Source organism: Bosea sp. PAMC 26642, assembly GCF_001562255.1.
Taxonomy (GTDB): domain Bacteria; phylum Pseudomonadota; class Alphaproteobacteria; order Rhizobiales; family Beijerinckiaceae; genus Allobosea.
Genome location: NZ_CP014301.1, coordinates 2,161,967 through 2,185,709, shown reverse-complemented (window position 1 = coordinate 2,185,709; position 23,743 = coordinate 2,161,967). Strand labels below are relative to the sequence as shown.

The following is a 23,743-nucleotide window of genomic DNA, read 5'->3' as shown; positions in this document are numbered from 1 at the left end:
GCTTTGTCCGCAGCGCTTATGTTGCAGATGCACTAACGGGGATTTCGGCGCGAGTATCACCTCCGCCGTCATCCAGGGATATCGCAGCGATTGTGGGTTTCGGCGCTTGCGCGGGCCTTGCGAGAACGGCGATCAGGATTGGGTAACGGAATGAGTTTCGATCGGCAGACGACCCTGCGCGCGCCCGTCACATTGACCGGCATCGGCGTGCACTCCGGGGCTCCCGCCACCATCTGCCTCAAGCCTTCCAGTGCGAATTCCGGCATCGTCTTCCTGCGCAAGGGCCTGGGTGACGATCCCGCCCAGTTGATCCACGCCAAGCATACCAAGGTCAGCGCGACCGAACTCTGCACCGTGATCGGCGACAAGGCGTCCGCCTCGGTCGCGACCATCGAGCATCTGATGTCGGCCTGCTCCGGCCTCGGCATCGACAATGTCCTCGTCGAGATCGACGGGCCGGAAATGCCGATCATGGACGGCAGCGCCGCCGAGTTCGTCACCGCCATCGAAGAGACCGGCGTGACGACGTTGAATGCGGCCCGCCGCTATATCAAGATCCTGCAGCCGGTGCGCGTCGAGAACGGCCGCGCGTTCGCCGAGCTGCTGCCGTCCGATGTCGACGGTTTCCGCCTCGACGTCGAAATCGATTTCGATACGGCCGTGATCGGCCGCCAGCGCAAGGTCTTCGATCTGGAGCCGGCGGCCTATGCCCGCGAGATTTCGCGCGCCCGGACCTTCGGCTTCATGCGCGATGTCGAGCAGCTCTGGAAGGCGGGTTTCGCGCTCGGCGCCTCGCTCGACAACACGGTCGCGATCGGCGACGACAAGGTGATCAATCCCGAGGGCCTGCGCTACGGCGACGAGTTCGTGCGCCATAAGGTGCTCGATGCGATCGGTGATCTGGCGCTCGCCGGCTATGCGATCATGGGCGAGTTCCGCTCCTATTGCGGCGGCCACCGCCTCAATGTTCGGATCCTGGAGGCGCTCTTCGCCGACCGTGCCAACTATGCCATCGTCGAGGCGCTGCCGGCCTATGTCGCGCCGCGCGCCGTGCAGATGGCCGCTGCCGCGCCGGCCGCCTTCGCGCCCGACGTACACTGAGCATCGGCGGAAGGTCGCAGCCAGGCGACTCACCGAAAGTTGGTTGGCGGCAATGCGTTGCGCCATCCAATTGCCCGTTTCCTGTCGAATAAACGCTGCCTTGGCCGCAGAACGCCGCCGTTTCGACAGTGGCGCAAGCACTGCGTCTGAGGTAAGGCATTCGTCCCCATGCGTGGGGACGACCGAAGGAGGACGGACGAGGTGAGCGTCATGCGGCTGAACAACCCGATATCCAACAGCGCCCCATCGACGCGCGAGAGCCCTGCTGCGCGCACAAGCCTTGCCCGGTACCGGAATCTCGGCCTGATCCTCGGCACCGCTATCTTGCTCGGCGGCTGCGATACGCTGTCCTCGCTCAATCCATTCGACCGGCCTGAGGTCTACAAGCCCGAGGTGGTCGAGGTCGTTCCGGCCGACAAGCTCTACAATGAGGGTCTGGCGCGGGCGCAGAACGGCGACAGCGAAGGCGCCGCCAAGAAGTTCGACCAGATCGACAAGCAGTCGCCCTTCTCGCCCTATGCCAAGAAGGGGCTGATTCTCACGGCCTATACGAATTATCAGGCCGCCAAATGGGAGGAGGCGATCACCGCCTCCAAGCGCTTCATCGCGCAGAACCCGGCGAGCCCGGACGCGGCCTACGCGCAGTACATCATGGCGATGTCCTACTTCAACCAAATCCCGGACGCGACGCGCGACCAGGAGCGCACCGAGCGCGCGATCGCAGCGCTGCAGGAGCTGATCGAGAAGTATCCCCGGTCCGAATACGTGCTGGACGCCAAGGAAAAGCTCCTGATCGCGCGCGACCAGCTCGCCGGCAAGGAGATGAATGTCGGGCGGTTCTATCTGGAGAAGCGCAACTATACCGGCGCGGTCAACCGCTTCCGCGACGTGATCACCAAGTACCAGACCACCCGCCATGTCGAGGAGGCGCTGATGCGCCTGACCGAAGCCTATATGGCGCTGGGCATCACCAACGAGGCGCAGACGGCGGCCGCGGTGCTGGGGCACAATTTCCCCGACAGCCCGTGGTACAAGGATGCCTATGTGCTGCTCGAAAGCGGCGGCCTGCAGCCGCGCGAGGATCGCGGTTCCTATATCAGCCGGGCTTTCAACGGATTCTCGAGGGTCGTGACCGGCATCGTCGGGTTCGGAAAGATCTAGGCGCTCAAAGCGTAAAGGCCGTCCGCCTATGCCACGACGTCCAGGACCGCCGCAGAGACATGACGGGACGATGATGCTCCGCGAAAGCCGGCTCCCGCTTTTCGCCGTCATGCTCTGAGCGCCATGCTGGTGCAGCTCTCCATCCGCGATATCGTGCTGATCGACAGGCTGGACCTGTCGTTCAGCGACGGCCTGAGCGTGCTCACCGGCGAGACCGGTGCGGGCAAGTCGATCCTGCTCGACGGTTTCGCGCTGGCGCTGGGCGGTCGTGGCGATGGCGGGCTGGTGCGTCATGGCGAGACGCAAGGGCAGGTCAGCGCCGTCTTCGACCTTCCCATGGACCATCCCGCGCGCCGGCTCGCCCAGGCGCAGGAGATCGACACCGATGGCGACCTGATCCTGCGCCGGGTGCAATATGCCGACGGTCGCACGCGCGCCTTCGTCAACGACCAGCCGGTCAGCGTCCAGATCCTGCGGATGATCGGGGCTGCGATCGTCGAGATCCATGGGCAGCATGACGATCGCGCCCTGACGGACCCGGCCCAGCACCGCGTCATCCTCGACGGTTTCGGCGGTCTCGACGTACATGCGGAAGGCGTCGCGAAGGCGAGCGAGTCGCTCAAACGTGCGAGGCAGGCCTTGCAGGCCCAGCGCATGAGGGTCGAGGCCGCGCGCAAGGAGGCCGACTTCCTGCGCCATGCCGTCGATGAGCTTGGCAGGCTCAAGCCGCAAGCCGGCGAGGAGGAGGCGCTGGCCGCCGCCCGCCAGGGCATGATGCAGGCCGAGAAGGTGGCGCGCGACCTGATCGACGCCTATGAGGCGGTGGGCGGGCAGGCCTCGCCGGTGCCGGCGCTGGCGGCCGTGCTGCGCCGGCTGGAGCGGCGGGCGGGGCAGGCGCCCGATCTGGTCGATCCGTCATCGGCGGCGCTCAACACCGCGATCGTGGCGCTGGAGGAGGCCGGCGAGGCGCTGGCCACCGCGATGCGCGCCGCGGAATACGACCCGCGCGAGCAGGAACGGGTCGAGGAGCGATTGTTCGCCTTGCGCGCGGCGGGCCGGAAGTTCGACGTGCCGGTCGATGGGCTCGACCTGCTGGCGCAGAGCATGGCGGCCGATCTTGCCGCGCTCGACGAGAGCGAGACTTCGCTGGCGCGGCTCGAGACGGAGCTGAAGGCGGCGGAGACCGATTTCCTGGCGCTGGCGAAGCTGTTGAGCGCGGCGCGCAAGGCCGCCGCCGCCCGGCTCGACGGCGCAGTGAAGCGCGAATTGCCGCCGCTGAAGCTGGAGCGGGCGCGCTTCATCACCCAGATCGATTCCGACGAGGCGGCGCGTGGGCCGGAAGGGTTCGACCGTGTCGAATTCTGGGTCGAGACCAATCCCGGCACGCGGCCCGGGCCGATGATGAAGGTCGCCTCGGGCGGCGAGCTGTCGCGCTTCATGCTGGCGCTCAAGGTGGTGCTGGCCGAGCGCGGCTCGGCGCCGACGCTGGTCTTCGACGAGATCGACACCGGCGTCGGTGGCGCGGTGGCCGACGCGATCGGCGAGCGGCTGGCGCGGCTGGCGACGAAGGTGCAGGTGATCTCGGTGACGCATGCCCCGCAAGTCGCGGCCAAGGCCGGCCAGCATTTCCTGATCGCGAAATCGGCATTGGCGGGCGACGCCGCCTCGCGCACGGTGACGCGGGTAACGGCACTCGAGGACCAGGCCCGGCGCGAGGAGATCGCACGGATGCTGGCGGGAGCGAGCATCACCGAAGAAGCAAGGGCGGCCGCCGGGCGTTTGCTGGAGGCGGCGGGCGTGCGGGGGTAGGGCGGTTCTTGCCGCTAAAAGCGCTGGAAAACCTTGCCTGAAAAGGAGAATCGGCCGAGCGCGAACCCTTCTCCCCCTGCGGGAGAAGGTGGCTCGGTGAAGCCGAGACGGATGAGGGGTCGCGCTGCGATATCCGCATTCCACCTGCTTGAAAGGGCACGACCACCCCTCATCCGCCGCCTCTTCCCTTCTCCCGCAAGGGGAGAAGGGAAGAGGCGGCGGTGATTCCATCAAAAAACTTATCCCCGGCTCGCAAACCTCACCTTAAATTGCCACCACCTCATCCCCGAGGGGCAGCCATCCGGAGGTATGCCGTTGGTGGGGATGAGGTCGGCGCCTGCGGCTGGTCTTACACGCCAGACTCGGGAGGCTTCGGGGCACCGCCCTGGGGGTACTACGGCCCCTGTGCGAGGAGCTCGCTATAAGGACGACGGGACGACGAACTGCCGGCGAAGGTCGCGACAAGCCTCAGGCGAACTGGCACCCAAGCTGGCAGATCGAACTCCCGAAATCCGAATAAGCGCGGCCCGAGGTCCGAAATCGCCGACGAGCGGAGCGCCACGGGGCGTGCGGGCAGTGGCTTAATCTGCCCGCGCCGCTTCTGGCTCAATGAAGCGGCTCTATACCAACCTGCGCCTCGCGGCGCTCCGCTCGCCCCTCATGATCAACCGACGCGGAGACGCGGGCGGGGATTTGGCGCGCGCTTCGGCTTGATCGCCATATCGGCGGTGGCTAAGGTCGCTCATCCATTCGGACCCGGTGAGAATCCGGGTGGCTCTTTCGGCCGCCGATCCGCCGAACCCTGCAAGACGTCTCTTCCGTCGGCACGCGGCTTGCCTCGCGCGCCGTCCCGGCGGCGTGCTGTGCGAGATCCCCATGACGTTGTCGTCCTATCGCCGCGAGTGGTCGGTCAATCCGGTGCGCGAACTGCTCGCCGGAGCGGTCGCGACCTTCGCGCTCATTCCCGAGGTCATCGCGTTTTCCTTTGCGGCGGGCGTCGATCCGCAGGTCGGATTGTTCGCCTCCTTCGTGATCGCGATCGTCATCGCGTTTGCGGGCGGGCGGCCGGCGATGGTTTCTGCGGCGGCCGGATCGGTGGCGCTGGTCGTGGCGCCACTCGTGCACGCGCATGGCCTGGCCTATCTGCTCGCGGCCGGTCTGTTGGCCGGGCTTATCCAGATCATCTTCGGCCTGCTGCGGCTGGGCGTGCTGATGCGGTTCGTCTCGCAATCGGTTCGCACGGGGTTCGTCAACGCGCTGGCGATCCTGATCTTCGCCGCCCAGATGCCGCATATCCTGGGCGAGGGCTGGCTGACCTATGGCGTGCTGGCGGCGGGGCTCGCGATCATCTACGCCGTGCCGCGCCTGACGACGGCGATCCCGTCGCCGCTGATCTGCGTCGTCGTACTGACGGTTGCCGCCTCATTGCTGCAGCTTCCGGTCAAGACGGTCGGCGACCTCGGCCTGCTGCCCGATGCGCTGCCTGTCTTTGCCTGGCCGAGCGTGCCTCTGACGCTGGATACGTTGCGGATCATCATCGGGCCGGCTGTCGCCATCGCCATGGTCGGGCTGCTGGAATCGCTGATGACCGCCAGCGTCGTGGACGACCTGACCAATACGACGAGCTCGAAGAACCGGGAATGCACCGGGCTCGGGCTCGCCAATGCGGCGTCCAGCCTGTTCGGCGGCATCGCCGGCTGCGGCATGATCGGGCAGACCGTCAGCAATGTGAAATATGGCGGCCGCGGCCGGCTCTCGACGCTGTTTGCCGGCGTGTTCCTGCTCGTGCTGATGGTGGCGCTGAAGCCCTGGGTGTCGCAGGTTCCGGTCGCGGCGCTGGTCGCGATTATGGTTATGGTCTCGATCGACACCTTCAACTGGTCGTCGCTGCGCTCGGTTGTCGCGCATCCGAAGATGTCGAGCGTGGTCATGCTTGCCACGGTCGCCGTGACGGTCGCGACATCGAATCTCGCTCTGGGCGTGACGATCGGCGTGCTGCTCAGCGGCGTGTTTTTCACCTTCAAGGTTGCCCGTCTCCTGCGCATCGAGGTCGAACCAACTGCGGCCGGGCGACTGACCTATCGCGTCTCGGGCCAGGTCTTCTTCGCCTCGGCCGATGCCTTCATCGAGGCCTTCAGGATCGGCGAGGCCGACGAGGTCGGCGTGCGGATCGACGTGTCGCAGGCGCATTTCTGGGACGTCACGGCGGTCGCGGCGCTGGACAAGGTCGTCGAGCGCTACAAGGCCAACGGCATCGCAGTCGAGGTCACGGGGCTCAACGCGGCCAGCGCGACGCTGATCGAGCGGCTCGACGGGGCGTGATTACGGGTTTTCGAGCGTCGTCACCGCACTCCATTCCCTTTTGCGCCGATCTGCTCTATGAGCCCTGTTCAACCGATGGCTGCGAACCGGCTGCATTTCCGCGCCGCGTCCTCCGTCGCCCGCATTCCTGCGCCGCCTCGTCTTCAAGCGCCTTAAACCCCAGGCCCGATAACCCATGTCCTTTCTTCCCACGAGCCCGCCTCTCGCGCGTGCGCTCGAAGAGCGCAACTATTCCGATCCGACGCCGGTGCAGAACGCCGTGCTGGAGCCGGCCGCTGCCGGCCGCGACCTGCTGGTCTCGTCGCAGACCGGCTCAGGCAAGACGGTCGCCTATGGGCTGGCCATCGGCTCGACGCTGCTCGGCGACGCCGAGGCCTTCGGCCGCGCGGGCCAGCCGCTGGCGCTGATCATCGCGCCGACGCGCGAGCTGGCGCTGCAGGTTCAGCGAGAGCTTGCCTGGCTCTACAAGCACGCCAATGCCCGCATCATCGCCTGCGTTGGCGGTATGGATCCGCGCCGAGAGGCCGCTCTGCTCGACGAGGGCGCCCACGTCGTCGTCGGTACGCCCGGCCGTCTGCGCGACCATATCGAGCGCCATCGCCTCGACGTCTCGGCCTTGAAGGCCGTCGTGCTCGACGAGGCCGACGAGATGCTCGATCTCGGCTTCCGCGACGATCTCGAATTCATCCTGAAGACGACGCCGCCGGAGCGGCAGAGCCTGCTGTTCTCGGCGACGCTGCCCAAGGCGATCATTACGCTCGCCCGAAGCTATCAGCGCGATGCCTTGCGCATCGAGGTCGCCGGTACGCCCGGCGGCCATGCCGATATCGATTACCGCGCCATTCGGGTCTACCCGAAGGAGGCCGAGCTCGCCGTCGTCAACCTGTTGCGGTTCCACGATTCGCCGTGCTCGCTGGTATTCTGCAACACCCGCAACGCGGTGCGCCATCTCGAGGCGATCCTGCTGGAGCGTGGCTTCCAGGCCGTGGCGCTGTCTGGCGAGCTTTCACAGAGCGAGCGCAATTCGGCGCTGCAGGCGCTGCGCGACGGGCGGGCGCGGGTCTGCGTCGCGACCGACGTCGCCGCGCGCGGCATCGATCTGCCCGGGCTGACGCTGGTCATTCATGCCGAGCTGCCCAACGACCCCGAGGTCATGCAGCATCGCTCGGGTCGGACCGGACGCGCCGGCAACAAGGGCACCAGCGTGCTGCTGGTCCCGGTCTCGCGCCGCCGCAAGGCCGAGATGCTGATCGCCGAGGCCAAGATCGAGGTGGTCTGGGCCGGTCCGCCGACGCAGGACGAGATCCGCGCGCTCGATCAGGAGCGCTTGCTCAACGATCCGATCCTGACCGGCGAGCCGGGCGAGGAAGATGCGGCCATGGTCGAGGCGCTGCTGGCTGGCCGTTCGGTCAACGAGATCGCGGCGGCGCTGGTGCGGGTCTATCGTTCGCGCCTGCCGTCGGCCGAAGAGGTCGGCGATCCGAATTTCGGCCGCGACGAGCGCAGGCCGGCGCGGGCGCGGGAGGATTACGCGCCGCGCGAAGGCGCGCGCTTCGGCGAGAATCGCGACGACAGCCCGCGCTCTGACGCACCGCGCCACAAATCCGGTCCTCGCGGCGACACGGTCTGGTTCCGGCTGAATATCGGCCGCAAGGACGGCGCAGATCCGCGCCAGCTGCTGCCGATGCTGTGCCGGCGCGGCAAGATCACGCGCGACGAGGTCGGCGCGATCCGCATCTTCGACAGTGAGACCAAGGTCGAGATCGACGCCGATGTCGCCGAGCGCTTCTACGAACTCGCAAAGGCGGTCGATCGCGACAAGATCGTGATCGAGCCGGTAACCGGCGAGGACGAGCGCCGCCCGGCCAAGCCCTTCGCCGAAAAGGCGAGCCATGCGCCGGCGCCCTACGCCCGGCCCGAGCGCGGCGCCGACGAGCGGCCGACGCGCAATTTCGACAAGAAGCCCTACGAGAAAAAACCCTACGAAAAGAAGCCGTTCGAGAAGAAGCCCTATGAGGGCAAGGCTCCGCGCGAGGGTGCAGCACCCTACGAGGGCAAGAAGAAAGCCTATGAGGGCAAGGGCAAGCCCTTCGGTGCGGCCCAGCCTTATGATCCGGTACGCAGCGACCGCGATGCGGTCTCGGACCCGAACGTCTCGTTCCGCCCCGGCGCGAAGAAGCCCTATGCCGGGAAGCCGGGTGGTGGAAAGCCCTTCGGCGACAAGCCGGCCTTCGGAGGCAAGCCTTTCGCGGGGCGGGCTGCGGGGGCTGGCAAGCCTGCCGGCAAGCCCTTCAAAAGCAAGAAGCCGCGTCGGGACGACCGCGGCTGATCCATCGGTTCGATACGTGCGGCCGACGGGCGCTTGATCGGCGCCCGCCTTGCCAGAACGTGGCTGTCAGCGCAGTCCGAGGAACGACAGGATCGCGAGAACGACGACGATCAGTCCAACGATATAAATGATATTGCTCATGAAAAGCCCCCGGCTTTAGGCAGGTCGTGGCGGCCTGCATGAAGATGCGTCACGCCCCGCGTGACACGATCTGAACCATGTTCGGGGGCAAAAGTTCCCGGCTCGCCGTGCACACGGCCTCAGCGCGTGTGCCGAACGGATTGCGGCGCTGGCGATCGATGTCGCGCTACCGCTCCACCACCTTGCGGTAGAGATGCCAGGTTGCGTGGCCGAGAACCGGCATGACCACCACGAGTCCGACGAGCACGGGCAGGCAGCCCAATACCAGCAGGCCGGTGACCATCAGGCCCCATTGCATCATGACGCGGGGATTGGCCTCCACGGCGGCGATCGAGGTCCGGATCGCGGTCGGCGCATCGACGTGCCGGTCGATGATCAGTGGGAAGGAGATGACCGATATCGAAAACGCCAGGATGGCGAAGAGCAGGCCGACGGAATTGCCGACGACGATCATCACCCAGCCGTCGAAGGTCGTGAACACGGCGCGCAGGAAGTCCGCGGTCGTGACGTCGGCGGGCAGGCCGAGCAGGCCGCGGTAGATGAACCAGGCCGAGAACAGCCAGCCGATGAAGAGCCCGGTCAGCATGGCACCGAGGAGGCAGATCTGCCCGATCGAAGGCGATCTCAGGACGTCCAGTGCCTGGGGCCAGCGCGAATCCAGGCCAAGTTCGCGCCGCCTGCTGATCTCGTAGAGCCCGATCGCGGCGAAGGGGCCGAGCAGGGCGAAGCCGCCGAGCAGCGGGAAGAGCAATGGGAAGATATTGTAGCTGACTGTGAGTTGGGCGAGCAGCACGCCGGCGACGGGGTAGATCAAGGCTATGAAGACGAGGTGGCTCGGCTTGGCCTTGAAATCCTCCCAGCCGCGCCTGAGCGCGTCGCGCAGATCCTGCGTCGTGATGGTCCTGATGCGCGGCAGGGCGGCATCCTGGCCGTCCTGCATCACGGTGGCGTCGAGATTTGCCATGGCGTTTCTCCCGGTTCGCGGCCCGGTTCGCCTTGGCGGTTGACGCGATCCTTGGGTCAACGGCCAGAGGCGTCGAGCTTCCAATTCCCAGCCTCGCGATGCTACGCCTAAGCGCGGCGATTGTCGCATTTTTTTGCAGACACAAGTCCGGGAGCATGGCCCGAAGGTCAGCCCGCACGGTGCTGACTTTCCCTGACCTGCCGATCTCACTTAATAGAAGCCATGACCGAGCCCGAGACTGTCCCGCCAGAGAAGCCCACCGCGCGCCAGGCCAGGGCCGAGCACAAGGCGCTCGCCGCCGAGATCGCGGCGGCCAACGACGCCTATTTCCGCGAGGACCAGCCGATCCTCGACGATGCGACCTATGACGCGAAGCGGCGGCGGCTGGTGGCGCTCGAGGAGGTTTACCCGGCGCTGAAGGGCGCCGAAGCCGTCAGCGAGGCGGTGGGTGCAAAGCCTTCGTCGAAATTCGCCAAGATCCGGCATCGCGTGCCGATGCTGTCGCTCGGCAATGCCTTCGCCGACGAGGAGGTCGCCGAATTCGTCCAGCGGGTGCGCAGCTTTCTCGGCATGAAGCCCGAGGTGGCAGGACCAGCCTTCACCGCCGAGCCCAAGATCGACGGACTGTCGCTCTCGCTGCGCTATGAGAAGGGCGCCCTCGTTCATGCCGCAACGCGCGGAGACGGCGAGGAGGGCGAGGACGTCACGCCGAATGCGCGGACGATCTCGGAGATTCCGCATCACTTGTCGGGAGCCGAGGTCCCCGAGATCGCCGAGGTGCGCGGCGAGGTCTATCTGGGACACGCCGATTTCGCCGGCATCAACGAGCGCCAGCGCGAGAAGGGGCTCTCCGAATTCGCAAATCCGCGCAATGCGGCGGCGGGTTCGCTACGGCAGCTCGACGTCTCGATCACCGCCGCGCGGCCGCTGCGCTTCTTCGCCTATGCCTGGGGCGAGATGCCCGTGCTGCCGGCGCAGACGCAATCCGGGGTGGTCGAGACCTTCAAGCGCTGGGGCTTTCTGACCAATCCGCTGATGGCGCGCTGCGAGAGCGTCGATGAGCTTCTGGCACGCTATCGGCTGATCGAAGCGCAGCGCGCCACACTCGGCTACGACATCGACGGCGTGGTCTACAAGGTCGACGATCTCGCGCTTCAGGCTCGGCTTGGCTTCGTCTCGCGGGCGCCGCGCTGGGCGATCGCGCACAAGTTTCCGGCCGAACTCGCGACGACGATTCTGGAGAACATCGAGATTCAGGTCGGGCGGACCGGGGCGCTGAGCCCGGTCGCACGGCTGAAACCCGTAACGGTCGGCGGCGTCGTCGTGACCAATGCGACGCTGCACAACGAAGATTACATCCGCGGCTTCGATTCGAAGGGCGAGACGATCCGCGAATCCGACATCCGCATTGGCGACACGGTGACGGTGAAGCGGGCGGGCGACGTGATCCCGCGGGTCGAGGCGGTCGATCTGTCGAAGCGGGCCGCCGATTCGCAGCCTTATGTCTTTCCGACGGTTTGTCCGATCTGCCACAGCGATGCGGTACGCGAGCACAATCCGCGCTCCGGCAAGGAAGACGCGGTGCGCCGCTGCACCGGCGGACTGATCTGCCCGGCGCAGGCGATGGAGCGGCTGAAGCATTTCGTCTCACGCGATGCGCTCGATATTGATGGGCTCGGCGACAAGCAGATCGAGTTCTTCCATGCCGACCCGGATCTGCCCGTGAAAGAGCCGGCCGAGATCTTCACGCTCGCGACGCGCGACGGCACCAATCTCAAGAAGCTGAAGGACAAGGAGGGTTTTGGGACGCAGAGCGTCGCGAAACTGTTCGCGGCGATCGAGGACCGGCGGACGCCGCCGCTAAACCGCTTCATCTTCGGGCTCGGCATCCGCCATATCGGCGAGACCAATGCGCGGCTGCTGGCGCGGCATTACGGGTCGTTCGAGGCGTTGCGCTCCGCGGTCGTGGCATCGGCGGACGCGGCCTCGCCGGAGCGTCAGGAACTCGATGCCATCGACGGCGTCGGACCGACCGTGGTCGAGGCGCTGATGCAGTTCTTCGCCGAGGCTCATAACGAGGAGATGCTGGAGCGGCTCCTGGCGCAGGTCACGCCGCAGCCTCTGGAGGCGGTCGCGTCGATCAGTCCCGTCGCCGGCAAGATCGTGGTCTTCACCGGCGCGCTGGAGCAGATGACGCGCGACGAGGCCAAGGCGATGGCCGAGCGCCTTGGCGCCAAGGTGGCCGGGTCGGTGTCGTCCAAGACCGATCTGCTGGTGGCGGGGCCGGGCGCGGGGTCGAAGCTCAAGGACGCCGCCAAGCACGGCGTCCAGGTGATCGACGAGGCCGGCTGGTTTGATCTGGTCGGCACATGAAAAAGCCGCCGGTCTGGACCGGCGGCTCTCGGATCGCTTGTCGGCGACAGGTCACATGTTGTTCGGCCGCACGGTGCTGCGATTGCGGTTATAGTGACGGCGATGCTTCTTGGTGGTCACCGCGGTCCTCTGGGGCACGCCGAGCACGCCCTTGACGCCGCCGGCAACGCCGCCCGCGACACCGCCGACCACGCCACCCACGGCTCCACCGACGGGGCCGGCGGCATCATTGCCGACGCGGGCTCCAGTCGCTGCGCCGCGCGGAACGCCCTGGGCATCGGCGGTCATTGGAATGGCAAGAAGCGCCAGCGCGGTCGCGCCAGCCAGAGCAAGATGTTTGATTGTCATGATACCGTATCCGTTTGCATGAACTACGGCGCCACTTTGGGGCGCTCGTCAGTCTGGAGCAGAACCCGGTACATCCGGCGTTTGTTCCGTCAGGACCGCGCCCGCGGCGCCACCGAAGAGGGCGGGGGCGTGCGCATCGCCGGCGCGAACCTGGCTCGGCGCCTGGCCGGTGATGCGCTTGAAGGCCCGGCTGAAGGAGGCCTCCGATTCATAGCCGAGGCGCCGCGCCACGACCGTGATCCTGAGCTTGTCCTGCACGAGCCATTGCCGCGCCTGATGCATCCGGACCTGGGCGACATAGCGAGCCGGCGTTTCGCCGACGACCGTGGCAAAACGCTCGGCGAAGCCGGAGCGGGACGCGCCCATCATCCGGGCCAGCGCCGCGACGGTCCAGTCCTTGTCGGGCTCGACATGGATCGCAGCCAGAACCCGCCCGATCTCGGGGCAGCGTGCCGCTGCGATCCAGCCGGTCGCGTCGCCGCAGCCGCTCTCGACCCATGAGCGGATGATGGTCGCGGCCAGCACGTCGGCCAGGCGCGCCAGGATGCCGCCAGCTCCGACCCGGTCCATCGCGACCTCGCGCGCCATCGCTTCCAGCAAATGCGGGATGCCGGGTTCGACCGCGCTGAGTTCGCAACTCCGCATCAGGTCCGGCATCATGCGCAGCAGCGGGTGTGAGGGATCGACGTTGAAGGTCATGCTGCCGCTGAAGAGCAAGGTGCGCTCGCCGTCACCGCCGCCCTTGACGTCGAAGATGTTGCCGCAGAGCGGCCGGACCTGACAATGTCCCGGTGGAGTGGCCTTTGCATCCGGCGTGCTCGCCAGGACATGCGCCGCACCGCGCGGGAGCAGAACCGCATCGCCGTCGCTCAGTTCGATCCATTCCCGGGCGGGCGTCAAAAGCCAGCAACTGCGCCGCGAGACGAAATAGAAGCGTGCCGCCTTCTGGGCCGGGAAGGCGATGCCCCAAGGCTCTGTCATCTCGCAGCGACCGTAGTCGACGCCGTCTAGTCGCAGGCCACGCAGCATGTCGGTCAGCGGGTCGTTTGAATGCACTGCAGCATTTTTGGACGAATGGTCAAGCATCGTGGTGTATATAGCATGGAAGCTCCAGGGCGCCACGCCCATCTTGCCGGCCAGTCCCTGGAGATGCTCATGTCCGATTCCGTATCCGTCGCAGCACCGCTGCTCGATCCGCCGTCCGCCGCGCATGATCGCAGCGACCCTGCCTGGGCGGCGGTCTTCTCCCTCAGTGTCGGCGTCTTCGGCCTGGTCACCGCCGAATTCCTGCCCGCCAGCCTGCTGACGCCGATGGCCGCCGATATCGGCGTCTCGGTCGGTATCGCGGGGCAGGCGGTGACGGCAACCGCCGTCGTCGGTGCCATCGCCGGGCTCGCGACGGCCATCGTGACGCGGGGCATCGACCGCCGCATCGTGATCTGGGCGCTCACCGGCTCGCTGATCGTTTCGAGCCTGCTTGCTGCGGCCGCCACCAGCCTGACCTCGCTGCTCCTGGCGCGCGTCCTGCTCGGCATCGGGCTTGGCGGATTCTGGTCGATGGTTGCGGCGACCGCCATGCGCCTGGTTCCGCCGAGCGCCTTGCCGCGCGCCATGGCGCTGGTCTTCACTGGCGTTTCGGTCGCAACCGTCAGCGCCGCGCCGATCGGCGCCTATCTCGGTGAGTTGTGGGGCTGGCGCGTGGTGTTCGTGCTGTCGGCGATCACCGGGGTCGTGGCGCTCGCGGCGCAGATCGCGACGATGCCGCGGCTGCCGGCGCAGGGCTCGCCGGATGTGCGGACGCTGTTTCGACTGCTCGGCCGGCCCAGCATTGCGCTGGTCCTGGCCGGGATCGTCGTGGTGATCTCGGGGCACTTCGCCGGCTTTACCTATATCCGGCCGTTCCTGGAGCAGATTCCGCGGCTGTCGGTCGAGGCCATCTCGCTCGTCCTGCTCGCCTATGGCGTCGGCGGATTCCTCGGCAATCTGGCCGGAAGCGCCATTACGGTGCGCAGCGCAAAGGCTTCGGTGATCTTCGGTGCGTTCTCGATCGCGGCCATGGGCGTTGTCCTGCTGCTGGTCGGTTCCTCGACGCTCGGCTCGGCCATCGCCGTCGGTTTCTGGGGCTTCGCTTTCGGGGCGTTGCCGGTCGGCTTTCAAACCTGGCTGGTGCGCGTGACGCCGGAAGAGGAGGCCGAGTCGGCCGGCGGGCTGCTCGTGGCCGCGTTCCAGATCGCGATCGCCAGCGGCGCCGTCTTCGGTGGGCTCCTGGTCGATGGTTTCGGAACGCTCGGCGTCATCGCCTATGCGACCGCGGCCACGCTGCTGGGCGGGATCGGCGTGCTGGTTCTGGGTTCCAGAAGTCCCGAGCGGATCGGCACGGGCAAAGTCGCCTCGGCGCATTGACCACAGATTGCGCCCCCTGAGAGAGGGATTGCGGGATGATCGGGCGCGTGATGCGCCCGATCACTTTTCTTCAAGACACGCTCCGACGATTGCGCTGTAACCTCTCACCATGGACACGACCACACAGAGCGAGACGCTGGCGATCAGCCCGCTCGCCACCGGCGAGCGGGCAAGGCTGTTTTCGGCCGCCCGCTTCGACGGGCTGGACTGCCTGTCGGCGACCTTCCGCAGCCATTCCTATGCGCCGCATTGCCATGACGGCTATGTCGTCGGCGTGATCGAGGCCGGCTGCGAGGCCTTTCACGTGCGCGGCGTGCGCCAGTATGCGCGGCCGGGGCAGGTCGCCTTCGTCAATCCGCTCGAAATTCATGACGGAGAGCCGCATGGGGCGGGCTACAGCTACCGCATGACATATCCGGGTCTCGCAATGATGCGCGAGGTCGCGGGCTCGCTGGCCGGGCGCGACAGCGCCGCGACGCCGTTCTTCCCGGAACCTCTGGTCAAGGATGCCGAGGGCGCCGCGCTGTTTGCCGCTGCCCACCGCGCGATCGAGCAGGGCGGCGATAGTCTCGCCAGTGAGGAGATGCTGCTGTCCTTCTATGCGCGCTGCCTTGCCCGCCATGCGCGCTGGACGGTCGGCGCGCTCGGGCGCGAAGGCGGGCCGGTTGCGCTGGCGAAGCAGGTCTTCGAGGACCGGTTCGACGAGGATCTGTCGCTGGCCGAGCTGTCGCGTCTCACCGGCCTGCCGCGCCATCACCTGATCCGGGCCTTCCGGGCCGAGACCGGACTGACGCCACACGCCTTTTTGGTCGATGTCCGGGTGCGCCGGGCGCGCGACCGCCTGCGGCTGGGCGAGGCGCCGGGCGATGTCGCGGCGGCGACAGGCTTCTGCGACCAGGCGCATCTGACGCGGGCCTTCAAGGCGCGCTACGGCGTTACGCCCGGCGTATTCCGCGCCGCCCATCTGTCCTGAGCCGCTAAACCCATGTCCTCAGCTCTCGACGACGCCCGGACGGGCTTTGGCGACATCTGGCCGGCGATGCTGGCGGCGGCGCCCTTTGCCCTGCTGTTCGGCGCGCTGGCCGCCGGCAAGGGCCTGTCGCCGCTGGAAGTCTTCCTGATGAGCGCGCTGGTTTTCGCCGGAGGAGCGCAGTTTGCGGCAGTCGAACTCTGGGCGACGCCGACGCCGGTTGCCGCGCTGGTGTTCTCGACGCTGCTGATCAATGCCCGCCATGTCCTGATGGGGACCTCGCTGGTGCCGAAGCTCGACGGCTTCAAGCCCTGGCAGCGATGGCTCGGCCTGGCCTATATGGCCGACGAGAACTGGGCGCTGGCCGAGAAGCGGGCTCGCACGCACTCGCTGACCCCGGCCTACTGGTTCGGCATGATCGTGCCCTTCGTCGGCTGCTGGCTGATTATGACGACGCTCGGCGCCGTGGTCGGCCCGGCCTTGGGCGATCCGCGCCGCTTCGGCGCAGATTTCGCCTTCACCGCGATCTTCATCGCGCTGACCGCGGCATTCTGGAAGGGCCGCGTCACGGCCTGGACGGTCGCAGCGGCGGGCATCGCCTCGGCGCTGACCTACAAGCTCGCCGGACCGCCCTGGCATGTTCTGGCCGGCGCCTTGTCCGGGCTCGCGGCGGCGTGGTGGGCGGCGGGTTCCGAGACGGCCGCCATTGCCGAGGAGCCGGGGCCGTGAACATCGATCCGCTCAACCTTCTGGCGATCCTCGGCATGGCGATTGCGACTTATGCGACGCGCGTCGCGGGGCTGGCACTCGCCGGCCGCTTCGACCTGTCGCCGCGCGCCCAGGCCGCGTTCGACGCGATCCCGCCGGCCGTGCTGATCGCGGTGATCGCGCCGAGCGCGCTGGCGACGGGATGGGCCGAGACGGGCGCGGCTGTCGCGACGGGGCTGGCTGCGACGCGGCTGCCGTTCCTGGCGGTGGTGGTGGTCGGTGTGGTGGCGGTGGTGGGGCTGCGGGCGGTGGTTTGAGCCCGCGTTCCGTCAAGGGGACAAGGCGGGATCATAGTGGCTGGCGCGCCTCTCGTAATTCCGCCGTCCTTTACAGTGCTGTTGATTTCGCCGCTGCAGTCGCACAGGTTCAGGATCAATCGATCATAGTTGTGGCTGTCAGCCAGGAGTCATGGGATGTGTTTGCCGACCGGCTACGAAAACGCCGCGTTCTATCTGTTGGCCGCCGTCGTGTTCACGACCTATTTCTTCGTTGCCAGGAAAATATTGAACGCGGCCAAGGCCAAAGCGATCGATCCGATGCCATATCGAAATTCTATGCTGATATCCTTGCAGCTCTACAAGCAAGCCAAGTTTGAAGCACAAACTTCGGCTTCAGCTGATGATCGAACGCTGATTTTGGCAACCAAGAGAAGGCTCACCCTGCTGTCGTTGGCGACTTGCGTGATCGGAGTTGGAGCTATTTTTATAGTCTTCAACTGCCAGTTCAGGGCTCTCCAATCGCGAGGTCAGAGCGTGGCTGCTCTCCTGTCAGTCGAGCCGGATGCTCACAACGGCAGGCACGCCTTCTCCAGCCAGTCCTTCGCCTCGCCCTCGACCAGCGCAGCGAGGTTGCTCCAGACTTGGGCGTGATAGGCGTTGATCCAGGCTATCTCGCCGTCGTCGAGCAGCTTCAGGTCGATCAGCGCGCGCTCATAGGGGCACCAGGTGATCGTCTCGAAGCCGTAGATGGTGCGGTCGCCGCCGGGGATGGCGCGTTCCTCGACAACGATCAGGTTCTCGATGCGGATGCCGTATTCGCCCTGCTTGTAGTAGCCGGGCTCGTTGGACAGGATCATGCCCGGCTCGAGCGGCGTGGTGCCGAGCTTGGACAGCCGCTGCGGCCCCTCATGCACCGAAAGATAGCTGCCGACGCCGTGGCCGGTGCCGTGGTCGAAATCGAGGCCGGCCTGCCAGAGCGGCAGCCGCGCCAGCGCATCGAGCTGGGCGCCCGAGGTGCCCTTGACGAAGACGACGCGCGAGATCGCGAGATGGCCCTTGAGGACGCGGGTGTAGCGGTCGCGCATCTCGTCTGTCGGCTCGCCGATCGCCATTGTGCGGGTGATGTCGGTCGTGCCGTCCTCGTATTGTCCGCCCGAATCGACCAGAAAGATGCCGGGCTCGATCGGGCGGTTGCTCGAATCCGTCACGCGGTAGTGCGGCAGGGCGGCGTTGGGACCGGCGCCGGCGATGGTGGTGAAGGAGACGTCCTTGAGCAGGCCGGTCCTCAGCCGCTCGGCTTCGAGCGCGGCGACGGCGTCGATTTCGGTCAAGCCGCCCTTTGGCGCTTCGCGCGCAAGCCATGACAGGAAGCGCACGATCGCCGCGCCATCGCGCAGATGGGCGTCGCGCGTGCCCTTGAGTTCCGCCTCGTTCTTGCGCGCCTTCATCAGCGCGATCGGGTCCGCGCCTGAGTCGGGCGTGCCGCCCGCGTCGCGGATCAGGGTCGCCAGTGCCGACGCTGCCGTGGCCGAATCGAGCCGCACCTTCGCGCCGGATGCGCCAAGCGTCTTAAGTTGGGCTTCCATGGCGGCGGGGGCTGCGATCTCTCCGACCGCGCCGATGGCATCTCCGGCTTCGTTCGTGACCTTTTCGGGTGCGAGAAAGACCGTCGGGCGGCCTTCGCGGGGGACGATGGCGTAGCCGAGCGGCAGCGGCGTGTGCTCGACATCGCCGCCGCGGATGTTGAAGGTCCAGGCCAGCGCGTGCGGGTCGGAGACGACGAGCGCATCGACCTTGGCCGTGACCAGCGCCTGCTGGATGCGGGCAAGTTTCTCGGCCGTCGTCTCGCCGGCAAAGGCGGCATTGTGGGCCTTCACGGGAGCGGTCGGCGGCGCCGGCCGATCGGCCCAGAGTGCGTCGATCGGGTTTTTCGCGACGGGGACCAGCGTGCCGCCGGCGGCTGCCGCGGCTTTTTCAAGTTTGGCGACACCGTCGACGGTGTGCAGCCAAGGATCGTAACCGAGCCGCGCTCCTTGCAACAGGTTCGCCTCGATCCAGCGCTCTAGCGGCGTGTCCTCCATCTTCGTCGGCGCAATCACTGCGGTATCGGTCTGTTCGGCCGACTGGATGGTGTAGCGTCCATCGACGATCAGCGCCGCCTTGTCGGAGAGAACGACCGCGTTGCCGGCCGAGCCGGTGAAGCCGGTGAGCCAGGCGAGCCGGGCCATGTGGGCGGGGACATATTCGCCCTGGTGCTCGTCGGCGCGAGGCACGACGAAGCCGGCGAGGCCAAGTCGTGCCAAGGCCCCGCGCAGGGCGGCGACGCGGGGGGCGACAGTCGATGGGTCGCTCGGCTCGGCGAAGGACTGGAAGTGGCAGGCGGCTGGGGCGGTGGATGACGTCATGATGGGTCCGGAAGCGGTCAATTCCGGCATGGTCGCGTCTCCCCTTGGCGAAGGCCAGCAGAAAAGCGCCGTTCGCCCCGCTTTTCCTACCGGCGCTTGCTGCACTGCAATGAGGCGGATTGCCTCTTTGCTATGCGGAAAGCGCAATCCTTAACGAAATATGGCTGTCTTCATGCGTCCAATGCATATCTCGCATCTGCGAACACCCCTTTTCGCAAGTGCGAAGAAGATACACTTTAGTCATATAAGAGAACGAGGAAGCGACCGGGACTGTCCTTCGTTTGAAAGAGGAGAGACCCTTATGACCTATGTGCTGAACCCAACCGCCTCACTGCTGGCCTCCAACGCCGAGCAGGCCGCGACCACCGCTTCGACCGGCCCCACCGTCTGGCAGCGTCTCTTCGCTGCGATGGTCGAAAGCCGCCGCCGTTCCGCGATCCGCGAGCTGCGTGCCCGTTCCTACCTCATCAACGAGGCTGAGATCGTGCTCGGCGGCTTTCCGCAGGTCGCGCTGAAAAACGACGCCGAACTGCCGTTCAACCGCTGAGTGTTCTTCCCCGCTTCCTCGTCGCGGCCGCCTCCGGCGGTGCGACAGAACCATGGACCATCATCATGATCGCGATCATCAAGCACAGCTTCGAGTGGGTTGCCGAAACAGCCAAGTTCACCGCCGCCGTCTGGCACGAAGCCCGCGCCCTGCAGGCGGAAGCCGAAGCCAAGCACGGCCATATCGGCTTCTGACCCTGCGCTTCTCCGCGAGGCCGGCCCCCTGACGCCATGGCCTGCGCTTCCGGTGCTCACGGACATCAGTCCGCTCCGCTCCGGTTCTCGACCATAGCGCCATGCGACTCAGCCTGGCGGAGAATCGCCGCTCCCTAGCTTTGCGAGCGGGTATCGAGTGCGTTTCTATCGAAGGTGGCGTGGTCTTGGGGCCGCGCCGCCTTTTTTCATGACCAGCGTCGCCCAGCCTTCGCGTAGCGACTGGCGGGCGAGATAGAGACCTTGATGCCGGTAGGTCGAGACGACGCCGGCGACATCCATCGCCAGCAGGCCCGACAGGATGACCGTGCCGTCGTCCGACAAGGCGCGGGCGATCGAGGGCGCGAGGCGCTTCAGTGGCCCGGCCAGGATGTTGGCGAAGACGAGGTCGAAATGGCGCGGCCGGTTCGCCTTGGCATGGCGCAGGCCCGGGGCGACGTAGAGATCGAGGCCCTGGGGCGCATGGTTGATGCGGGCGTTGTGCGCCGCGACCTCGACTGCCACCAGATCGATATCGCCGGCGACGACCTTGCGCTTGATCTGCTTCGCCAATGCCAGCGCCAGAATGCCCGTGCCGGTGCCGACATCGATGGCGTGGCGGGGCCGGCGTTGCTTCAGTTCGGCATTCAGCGCGAGCAGGCAGCCGGCCGTGGTACCGTGATGGCCCGTGCCGAAGGCGAGCGCGGCAGGGATTTCGATCGCGACATCGTTGACCCGCACGGCATCGCGATCATGCTCGCCATGGACGAGGACGCGGCCGGCGCGCACGGGTTTCAGCCCGTCCAGGCTGGCGGCGACCCAGTCCTGCTGGTTCACCGTCGTGAAGGGCGTCGTGTCGATGACGTCCCCGATGATCGGCCGCAGCATGTCGCGCACGGCCTCCTCGTCGGGATGAACAGCGAAATAGATCTCGACCTTCCAGGGCGCGTTGAGCGACAGCGTCGTGACGCCGCTCTCGATCTCGAAGGCCGAGATCGCGGTTTCCGTAGGGTCGAAGACCTCGCCCAGAAGCTCGGTCAGCGCGCGCGCCTTCTCGCCCGAGGTCGAGAGTTCGAGGACGGTCGCGACCGTGGAGGGGAGGAGGCCTTCGCGCATGGGCAGCGCAATAGCAGGGTGACCGGGGGATGTCATCGCCGGTCTTGGTCGCTAAGCTGGCCGGAAAGCCGGCTGGGGACGCGACGATGTTTTCGCATATTTGCGTGGGGACGAACGATTTCGACAGGGCACAGGCCCTCTACGCAGCCGTGTTCGACGTGCTTGGCCACCCGTTGCGCTTCAGCGAGCCAGACAGCGGCGCGGCCGCCTGGCAGCCGAAGGATGCCGCCAGACCGCTGTTCTTCCTGACGCGCCCCTTCGATGGCGGGTCGGCCACCGTGGGGAACGGCCAGATGACGGCCCTGCTCGCAGAAAGCAGGGCGCAGGTCGATCGCTGCCACGCGGTGGCGCTGGCCAATGGCGCGACCTGCGAGGGTCCGCCCGGACCGAGGCCGCACTACCATGCCGACTATTACGGCGCCTATGTCCGCGACCCCGACGGCAACAAGGTCTGCATCTGCTGTCACCGGCCGGAGTGAGCGAGGGCGGGCTCACCGACCTCTTGCGCGGCGATCAATGCTGCGAATTCACCATTCCGAAGACCGCAGCCAGATTGCCGTTCTGCTCGGCGAAGCGCAGCGGCTTGCAGCGCTCGACAATGACCTCTTCGGCATCGGGTTGCGTCTCGAGGATCGTCATCACCTCGGCGATGAAGTCGGCGAGCGGCATGGCGAGTGGATCGACCGCCTGCTCCGGGCCGCGAAGCTCCGTCTGGACGTAAGGTGGCGCGAGTTCGATGACCTGCGTCGACGTGTCCCGGAGCTGGTGGCGCAGCGACATCGACCAGGAATGGATCGCAGCCTTCGTGGCGCTATAGGCCGGCGTCACCGCCAGCGGCACGAAGGCGAGCCCCGACGATACGGTCATCACGGTGGCGCGCGGCTGCGCCAGGAGATGCGGCAGCAGCGCTGCCGTCAGCCGGATCGGCCCGAGCAGATTGGTCTCGACCGTCTCCTCGGCGATGGCGAGGTCGCCGCTGTCGAGAATGTCCTCATCCTTCATGATGCCGGCATTGTTGATGACGACGTTGAGCGCAGGGAAACGCGCGACCGCATCGCGGGCGAAGGCTGCGATGTCGGCCTTGTCCCGGATATCGAGCAGCATCGACGCCATGCCCGGATTGGCTTGGGTGACCTCGTCGAGCACGCGCTCGCGGCGCCCGGCGATGATGACTGTGTTGCCCTTGGCGTGCAGCGCTTCGGCCAGCGCGCGGCCGATGCCGGAGCCGCCGCCGGTGATCAAAATGGTGTTGCCTGTGATGTTCATCGCCATGTCCTTTCGCGATTGCGCCTATCGTGGTTGCGCCGACCACAGTTAGAGCCGATGCTCTCCAAACGAAAGAAGGCACCTGAAAGTTCTATAGGCACCAAAAGGAGAGTGTCAGATGCAGATGATACGCGATGCCGTCGCGGCCATGCAGGAGCAGGGCCGGCTGTCGCATCCGGAGGTCAGCCCGGCCGTCGAAGAGCTGGTGCGCGACGTGATCGCTCAGATCGCCGACAAATGGACCATGCTGGTGCTGGAGGCGCTGGAGGAGCAGGGCACGCTGCGCTTCACGCAGATCGGCCGGATCATCGACGGCATCAGCCAGAAAATGCTGACCAAGACGCTGCGCCAGATGGAATGCGACGGTTTGATCACGCGCAAGGTGCATCCGGTGATCCCGCCACATGTCGATTACACGCAGACGGAACTCGGTCGCGAACTGACGGCGGCGTTCTGCGGGGTCTGGGTCTGGGCGGAGACGTACTATGCGCAGGTCGAGGCGGCGCGGGCGGCGTTCAAGGCAAGAGAGGGGCGGTGAGGGGCGGCGGACGTTGATACCGCCGCACCGTCATCCTGGGCTTCGCGCAGCGAAGTCTCGGGATCCCTCATAGGGTGGAACAGCGCCTTATGGTGGATCCCGGAGTTGCGCCGCTTCGCGGCTTGTCCAGCATGGCGGGGAGGTTGTCGGGTTATTCGGCCGCCGGTTGCAGTGCGATGTCCGGCGCCGGAATCAACGCAATCGCATAGTTAGCCATGTCGGCGGCGATATCGGGATCGGCCTTGAGTTCGCTGGGAGTGCGGGCGCGGGGCACGGTTCTGCCCTGCTCCTCGATATCCTCAAACCACAGCGCGACGGCTTCCGGCGCATTCGCCAAAGCCTCATCGAGCGTATCCCCGGCCGAGAAACAGCCGGGGAGGTCGGGAAACCAGACGCCGACGGCGAAGTCGGGCCCTGCGTCCTCGATGATGGCGACGTAATGAGTCATGTCAGTCGCGTGGCCAGCCTGCCTGCTTGTAGATTTTCAACACGAGGCCGGGACCGAATTTCTTCTTCGGATGCGGCACCGAGATATTGTCACGGACGCCCGGCTTTTTGAAGACGTGGTGCGAGCCGACGACACGCACGCATTCCCAGCCCTCGCGTTCGAGGCGGCGAATGATCTGGCTGCTGCTATTGAGCATGGGTGCCTCGGGTCAACGGAGAAGCACCCAACTATTTATATGCATTTGTATTGCCGCGCTCAAAACGACCGGGCGTGTCCACCGCAAATCCGTAACAGATTGTAATGATTATGTTTTTTAAATCGACCA

23 protein-coding genes and 1 other annotated feature are annotated in these 23,743 nt (G+C 66.4%); of the genes, 15 read left to right on the top strand and 8 right to left on the bottom strand.

Annotation, left to right across the window (positions count from 1 at the left end):
• Positions 1-150: 150 nt before the first annotated feature.
• The 5 genes from lpxC (at position 151) to AXW83_RS10315 (ending at position 8,722) form a co-directional block, all read left to right on the top strand.
• On the top strand, positions 151-1,101 hold the full coding sequence (lpxC, locus tag AXW83_RS10335) for a UDP-3-O-acyl-N-acetylglucosamine deacetylase (protein ID WP_066612992.1): 951 nt from the start codon (positions 151-153) through the stop codon (positions 1,099-1,101).
• A gap of 210 nt (positions 1,102-1,311) precedes the next feature.
• On the top strand, positions 1,312-2,262 hold the full coding sequence (locus AXW83_RS10330; RefSeq protein WP_082767055.1) for an outer membrane protein assembly factor BamD: 951 nt from the start codon (positions 1,312-1,314) through the stop codon (positions 2,260-2,262).
• Between the two features lie 123 nt (positions 2,263-2,385).
• Positions 2,386-4,071, top strand: coding sequence for a DNA repair protein RecN (gene recN, locus AXW83_RS10325; RefSeq protein ID WP_066612991.1), 1,686 nt, complete (start codon positions 2,386-2,388; stop codon positions 4,069-4,071).
• Positions 4,072-4,820: 749 nt separating this feature from the next.
• Positions 4,821-4,876, top strand: a sequence feature (sul1 is cis-regulatory element that is thought to sense ions involved in sulfur or methionine metabolism; They are found in Alphaproteobacteria).
• Between the two features lie 71 nt (positions 4,877-4,947).
• The gene (locus tag AXW83_RS10320) at positions 4,948-6,393 is read left to right on the top strand and encodes a SulP family inorganic anion transporter (RefSeq protein ID WP_066612989.1); all 1,446 of its coding nucleotides are present in this window, start codon (positions 4,948-4,950) and stop codon (positions 6,391-6,393) included.
• 175 nt (positions 6,394-6,568) lie between these two features.
• Positions 6,569-8,722 (top strand): DEAD/DEAH box helicase, encoded by a 2,154-nt coding sequence (locus AXW83_RS10315; protein WP_066612983.1) that lies wholly within the window; start codon positions 6,569-6,571, stop codon positions 8,720-8,722.
• A 307-nt stretch (positions 8,723-9,029) separates the two neighbouring features.
• On the opposite strand, the gene AXW83_RS10310 is transcribed toward AXW83_RS10315, so the two are convergent.
• Positions 9,030-9,827, bottom strand: a complete 798-nt coding sequence (locus tag AXW83_RS10310; RefSeq protein ID WP_066612981.1) for a DUF2189 domain-containing protein — start codon at positions 9,825-9,827, stop codon at positions 9,030-9,032.
• A 222-nt stretch (positions 9,828-10,049) separates the two neighbouring features.
• On the opposite strand from AXW83_RS10310, the gene ligA reads away from it, so the two are divergent.
• A complete protein-coding gene (ligA, locus tag AXW83_RS10305; protein WP_066612979.1) occupies positions 10,050-12,200 on the top strand; it encodes an NAD-dependent DNA ligase LigA in 2,151 nt (716 codons plus the stop codon).
• Positions 12,201-12,251: 51 nt separating this feature from the next.
• Here the strand turns inward: ligA and AXW83_RS10300 are convergent, their stop codons facing one another.
• On the bottom strand, positions 12,252-12,548 hold the full coding sequence (locus tag AXW83_RS10300) for a hypothetical protein (protein ID WP_066612976.1): 297 nt from the start codon (positions 12,546-12,548) through the stop codon (positions 12,252-12,254).
• Positions 12,549-12,596: 48 nt separating this feature from the next.
• Positions 12,597-13,634 (bottom strand): AraC family transcriptional regulator, encoded by a 1,038-nt coding sequence (locus tag AXW83_RS10295; RefSeq protein WP_082767480.1) that lies wholly within the window; start codon positions 13,632-13,634, stop codon positions 12,597-12,599.
• A gap of 69 nt (positions 13,635-13,703) precedes the next feature.
• On the opposite strand from AXW83_RS10295, the gene AXW83_RS10290 reads away from it, so the two are divergent.
• The 5 genes from AXW83_RS10290 (at position 13,704) to AXW83_RS27025 (ending at position 17,558) form a co-directional block, all read left to right on the top strand.
• Positions 13,704-14,951, top strand: coding sequence for an MFS transporter (locus AXW83_RS10290; RefSeq protein ID WP_066612974.1), 1,248 nt, complete (start codon positions 13,704-13,706; stop codon positions 14,949-14,951).
• Between the two features lie 109 nt (positions 14,952-15,060).
• Positions 15,061-15,924: an AraC family transcriptional regulator gene (locus tag AXW83_RS10285; RefSeq protein ID WP_066612972.1), complete on the top strand. Its 864-nt coding sequence runs from the start codon at positions 15,061-15,063 to the stop codon at positions 15,922-15,924.
• A gap of 12 nt (positions 15,925-15,936) precedes the next feature.
• Positions 15,937-16,650, top strand: a complete 714-nt coding sequence (locus AXW83_RS10280; protein WP_066612963.1) for an AzlC family ABC transporter permease — start codon at positions 15,937-15,939, stop codon at positions 16,648-16,650.
• On the top strand, positions 16,647-16,946 hold the full coding sequence (locus tag AXW83_RS10275) for an AzlD family protein (RefSeq protein WP_066612961.1): 300 nt from the start codon (positions 16,647-16,649) through the stop codon (positions 16,944-16,946). The genes AXW83_RS10280 and AXW83_RS10275 overlap by 4 nt, the downstream gene beginning before the upstream one ends.
• Before the next feature lie 156 nt (positions 16,947-17,102).
• A complete protein-coding gene (locus AXW83_RS27025) occupies positions 17,103-17,558 on the top strand; it encodes a hypothetical protein (RefSeq protein ID WP_156639925.1) in 456 nt (151 codons plus the stop codon).
• Here the strand turns inward: AXW83_RS27025 and AXW83_RS10270 are convergent.
• Positions 17,474-19,312 carry an aminopeptidase P family protein gene (locus tag AXW83_RS10270; protein ID WP_066620282.1) on the bottom strand — a complete coding sequence of 613 codons (1,839 nt, stop codon included), beginning with the start codon at positions 19,310-19,312 and terminating at the stop codon, positions 17,474-17,476. The two genes, AXW83_RS27025 and AXW83_RS10270, sit on opposite strands and share 85 nt — an antisense overlap.
• A 301-nt stretch (positions 19,313-19,613) precedes the next feature.
• Between AXW83_RS10270 and AXW83_RS10265 the strand changes: the two genes are divergently transcribed.
• Positions 19,614-19,859, top strand: coding sequence for a hypothetical protein (locus tag AXW83_RS10265; RefSeq protein WP_066612959.1), 246 nt, complete (start codon positions 19,614-19,616; stop codon positions 19,857-19,859).
• A gap of 65 nt (positions 19,860-19,924) precedes the next feature.
• Positions 19,925-20,053: a hypothetical protein gene (locus tag AXW83_RS28030; RefSeq protein ID WP_257722116.1), complete on the top strand. Its 129-nt coding sequence runs from the start codon at positions 19,925-19,927 to the stop codon at positions 20,051-20,053.
• Between the two features lie 165 nt (positions 20,054-20,218).
• Here the strand turns inward: AXW83_RS28030 and AXW83_RS10260 are convergent, their stop codons facing one another.
• Entirely contained in the window at positions 20,219-21,166 is a 948-nt protein-coding gene (locus tag AXW83_RS10260) for a 50S ribosomal protein L11 methyltransferase (protein ID WP_066612957.1), read from the bottom strand.
• An 86-nt stretch (positions 21,167-21,252) separates the two neighbouring features.
• On the opposite strand from AXW83_RS10260, the gene AXW83_RS10255 reads away from it, so the two are divergent.
• Complete coding sequence (locus tag AXW83_RS10255) at positions 21,253-21,645, top strand: VOC family protein (RefSeq protein WP_066612954.1); 393 nt, start codon at positions 21,253-21,255, stop codon at positions 21,643-21,645.
• A gap of 34 nt (positions 21,646-21,679) precedes the next feature.
• Here the strand turns inward: AXW83_RS10255 and AXW83_RS10250 are convergent, their stop codons facing one another.
• Entirely contained in the window at positions 21,680-22,432 is a 753-nt protein-coding gene (locus AXW83_RS10250) for an SDR family oxidoreductase (RefSeq protein WP_066620280.1), read from the bottom strand.
• A 148-nt stretch (positions 22,433-22,580) separates the two neighbouring features.
• Here AXW83_RS10250 and AXW83_RS10245 point away from each other — a divergent pair, with 148 nt between their 5' ends.
• On the top strand, positions 22,581-22,970 hold the full coding sequence (locus tag AXW83_RS10245; RefSeq protein WP_236841941.1) for a winged helix-turn-helix transcriptional regulator: 390 nt from the start codon (positions 22,581-22,583) through the stop codon (positions 22,968-22,970).
• A gap of 151 nt (positions 22,971-23,121) precedes the next feature.
• Here the strand turns inward: AXW83_RS10245 and AXW83_RS10240 are convergent, their stop codons facing one another.
• The gene (locus tag AXW83_RS10240) at positions 23,122-23,418 is read right to left on the bottom strand and encodes a type II toxin-antitoxin system HicB family antitoxin (RefSeq protein ID WP_066612951.1); all 297 of its coding nucleotides are present in this window, start codon (positions 23,416-23,418) and stop codon (positions 23,122-23,124) included.
• A gap of 1 nt (position 23,419) precedes the next feature.
• On the bottom strand, positions 23,420-23,614 hold the full coding sequence (locus AXW83_RS10235) for a type II toxin-antitoxin system HicA family toxin (protein ID WP_066612947.1): 195 nt from the start codon (positions 23,612-23,614) through the stop codon (positions 23,420-23,422).
• Positions 23,615-23,743 lie beyond the last annotated feature (129 nt).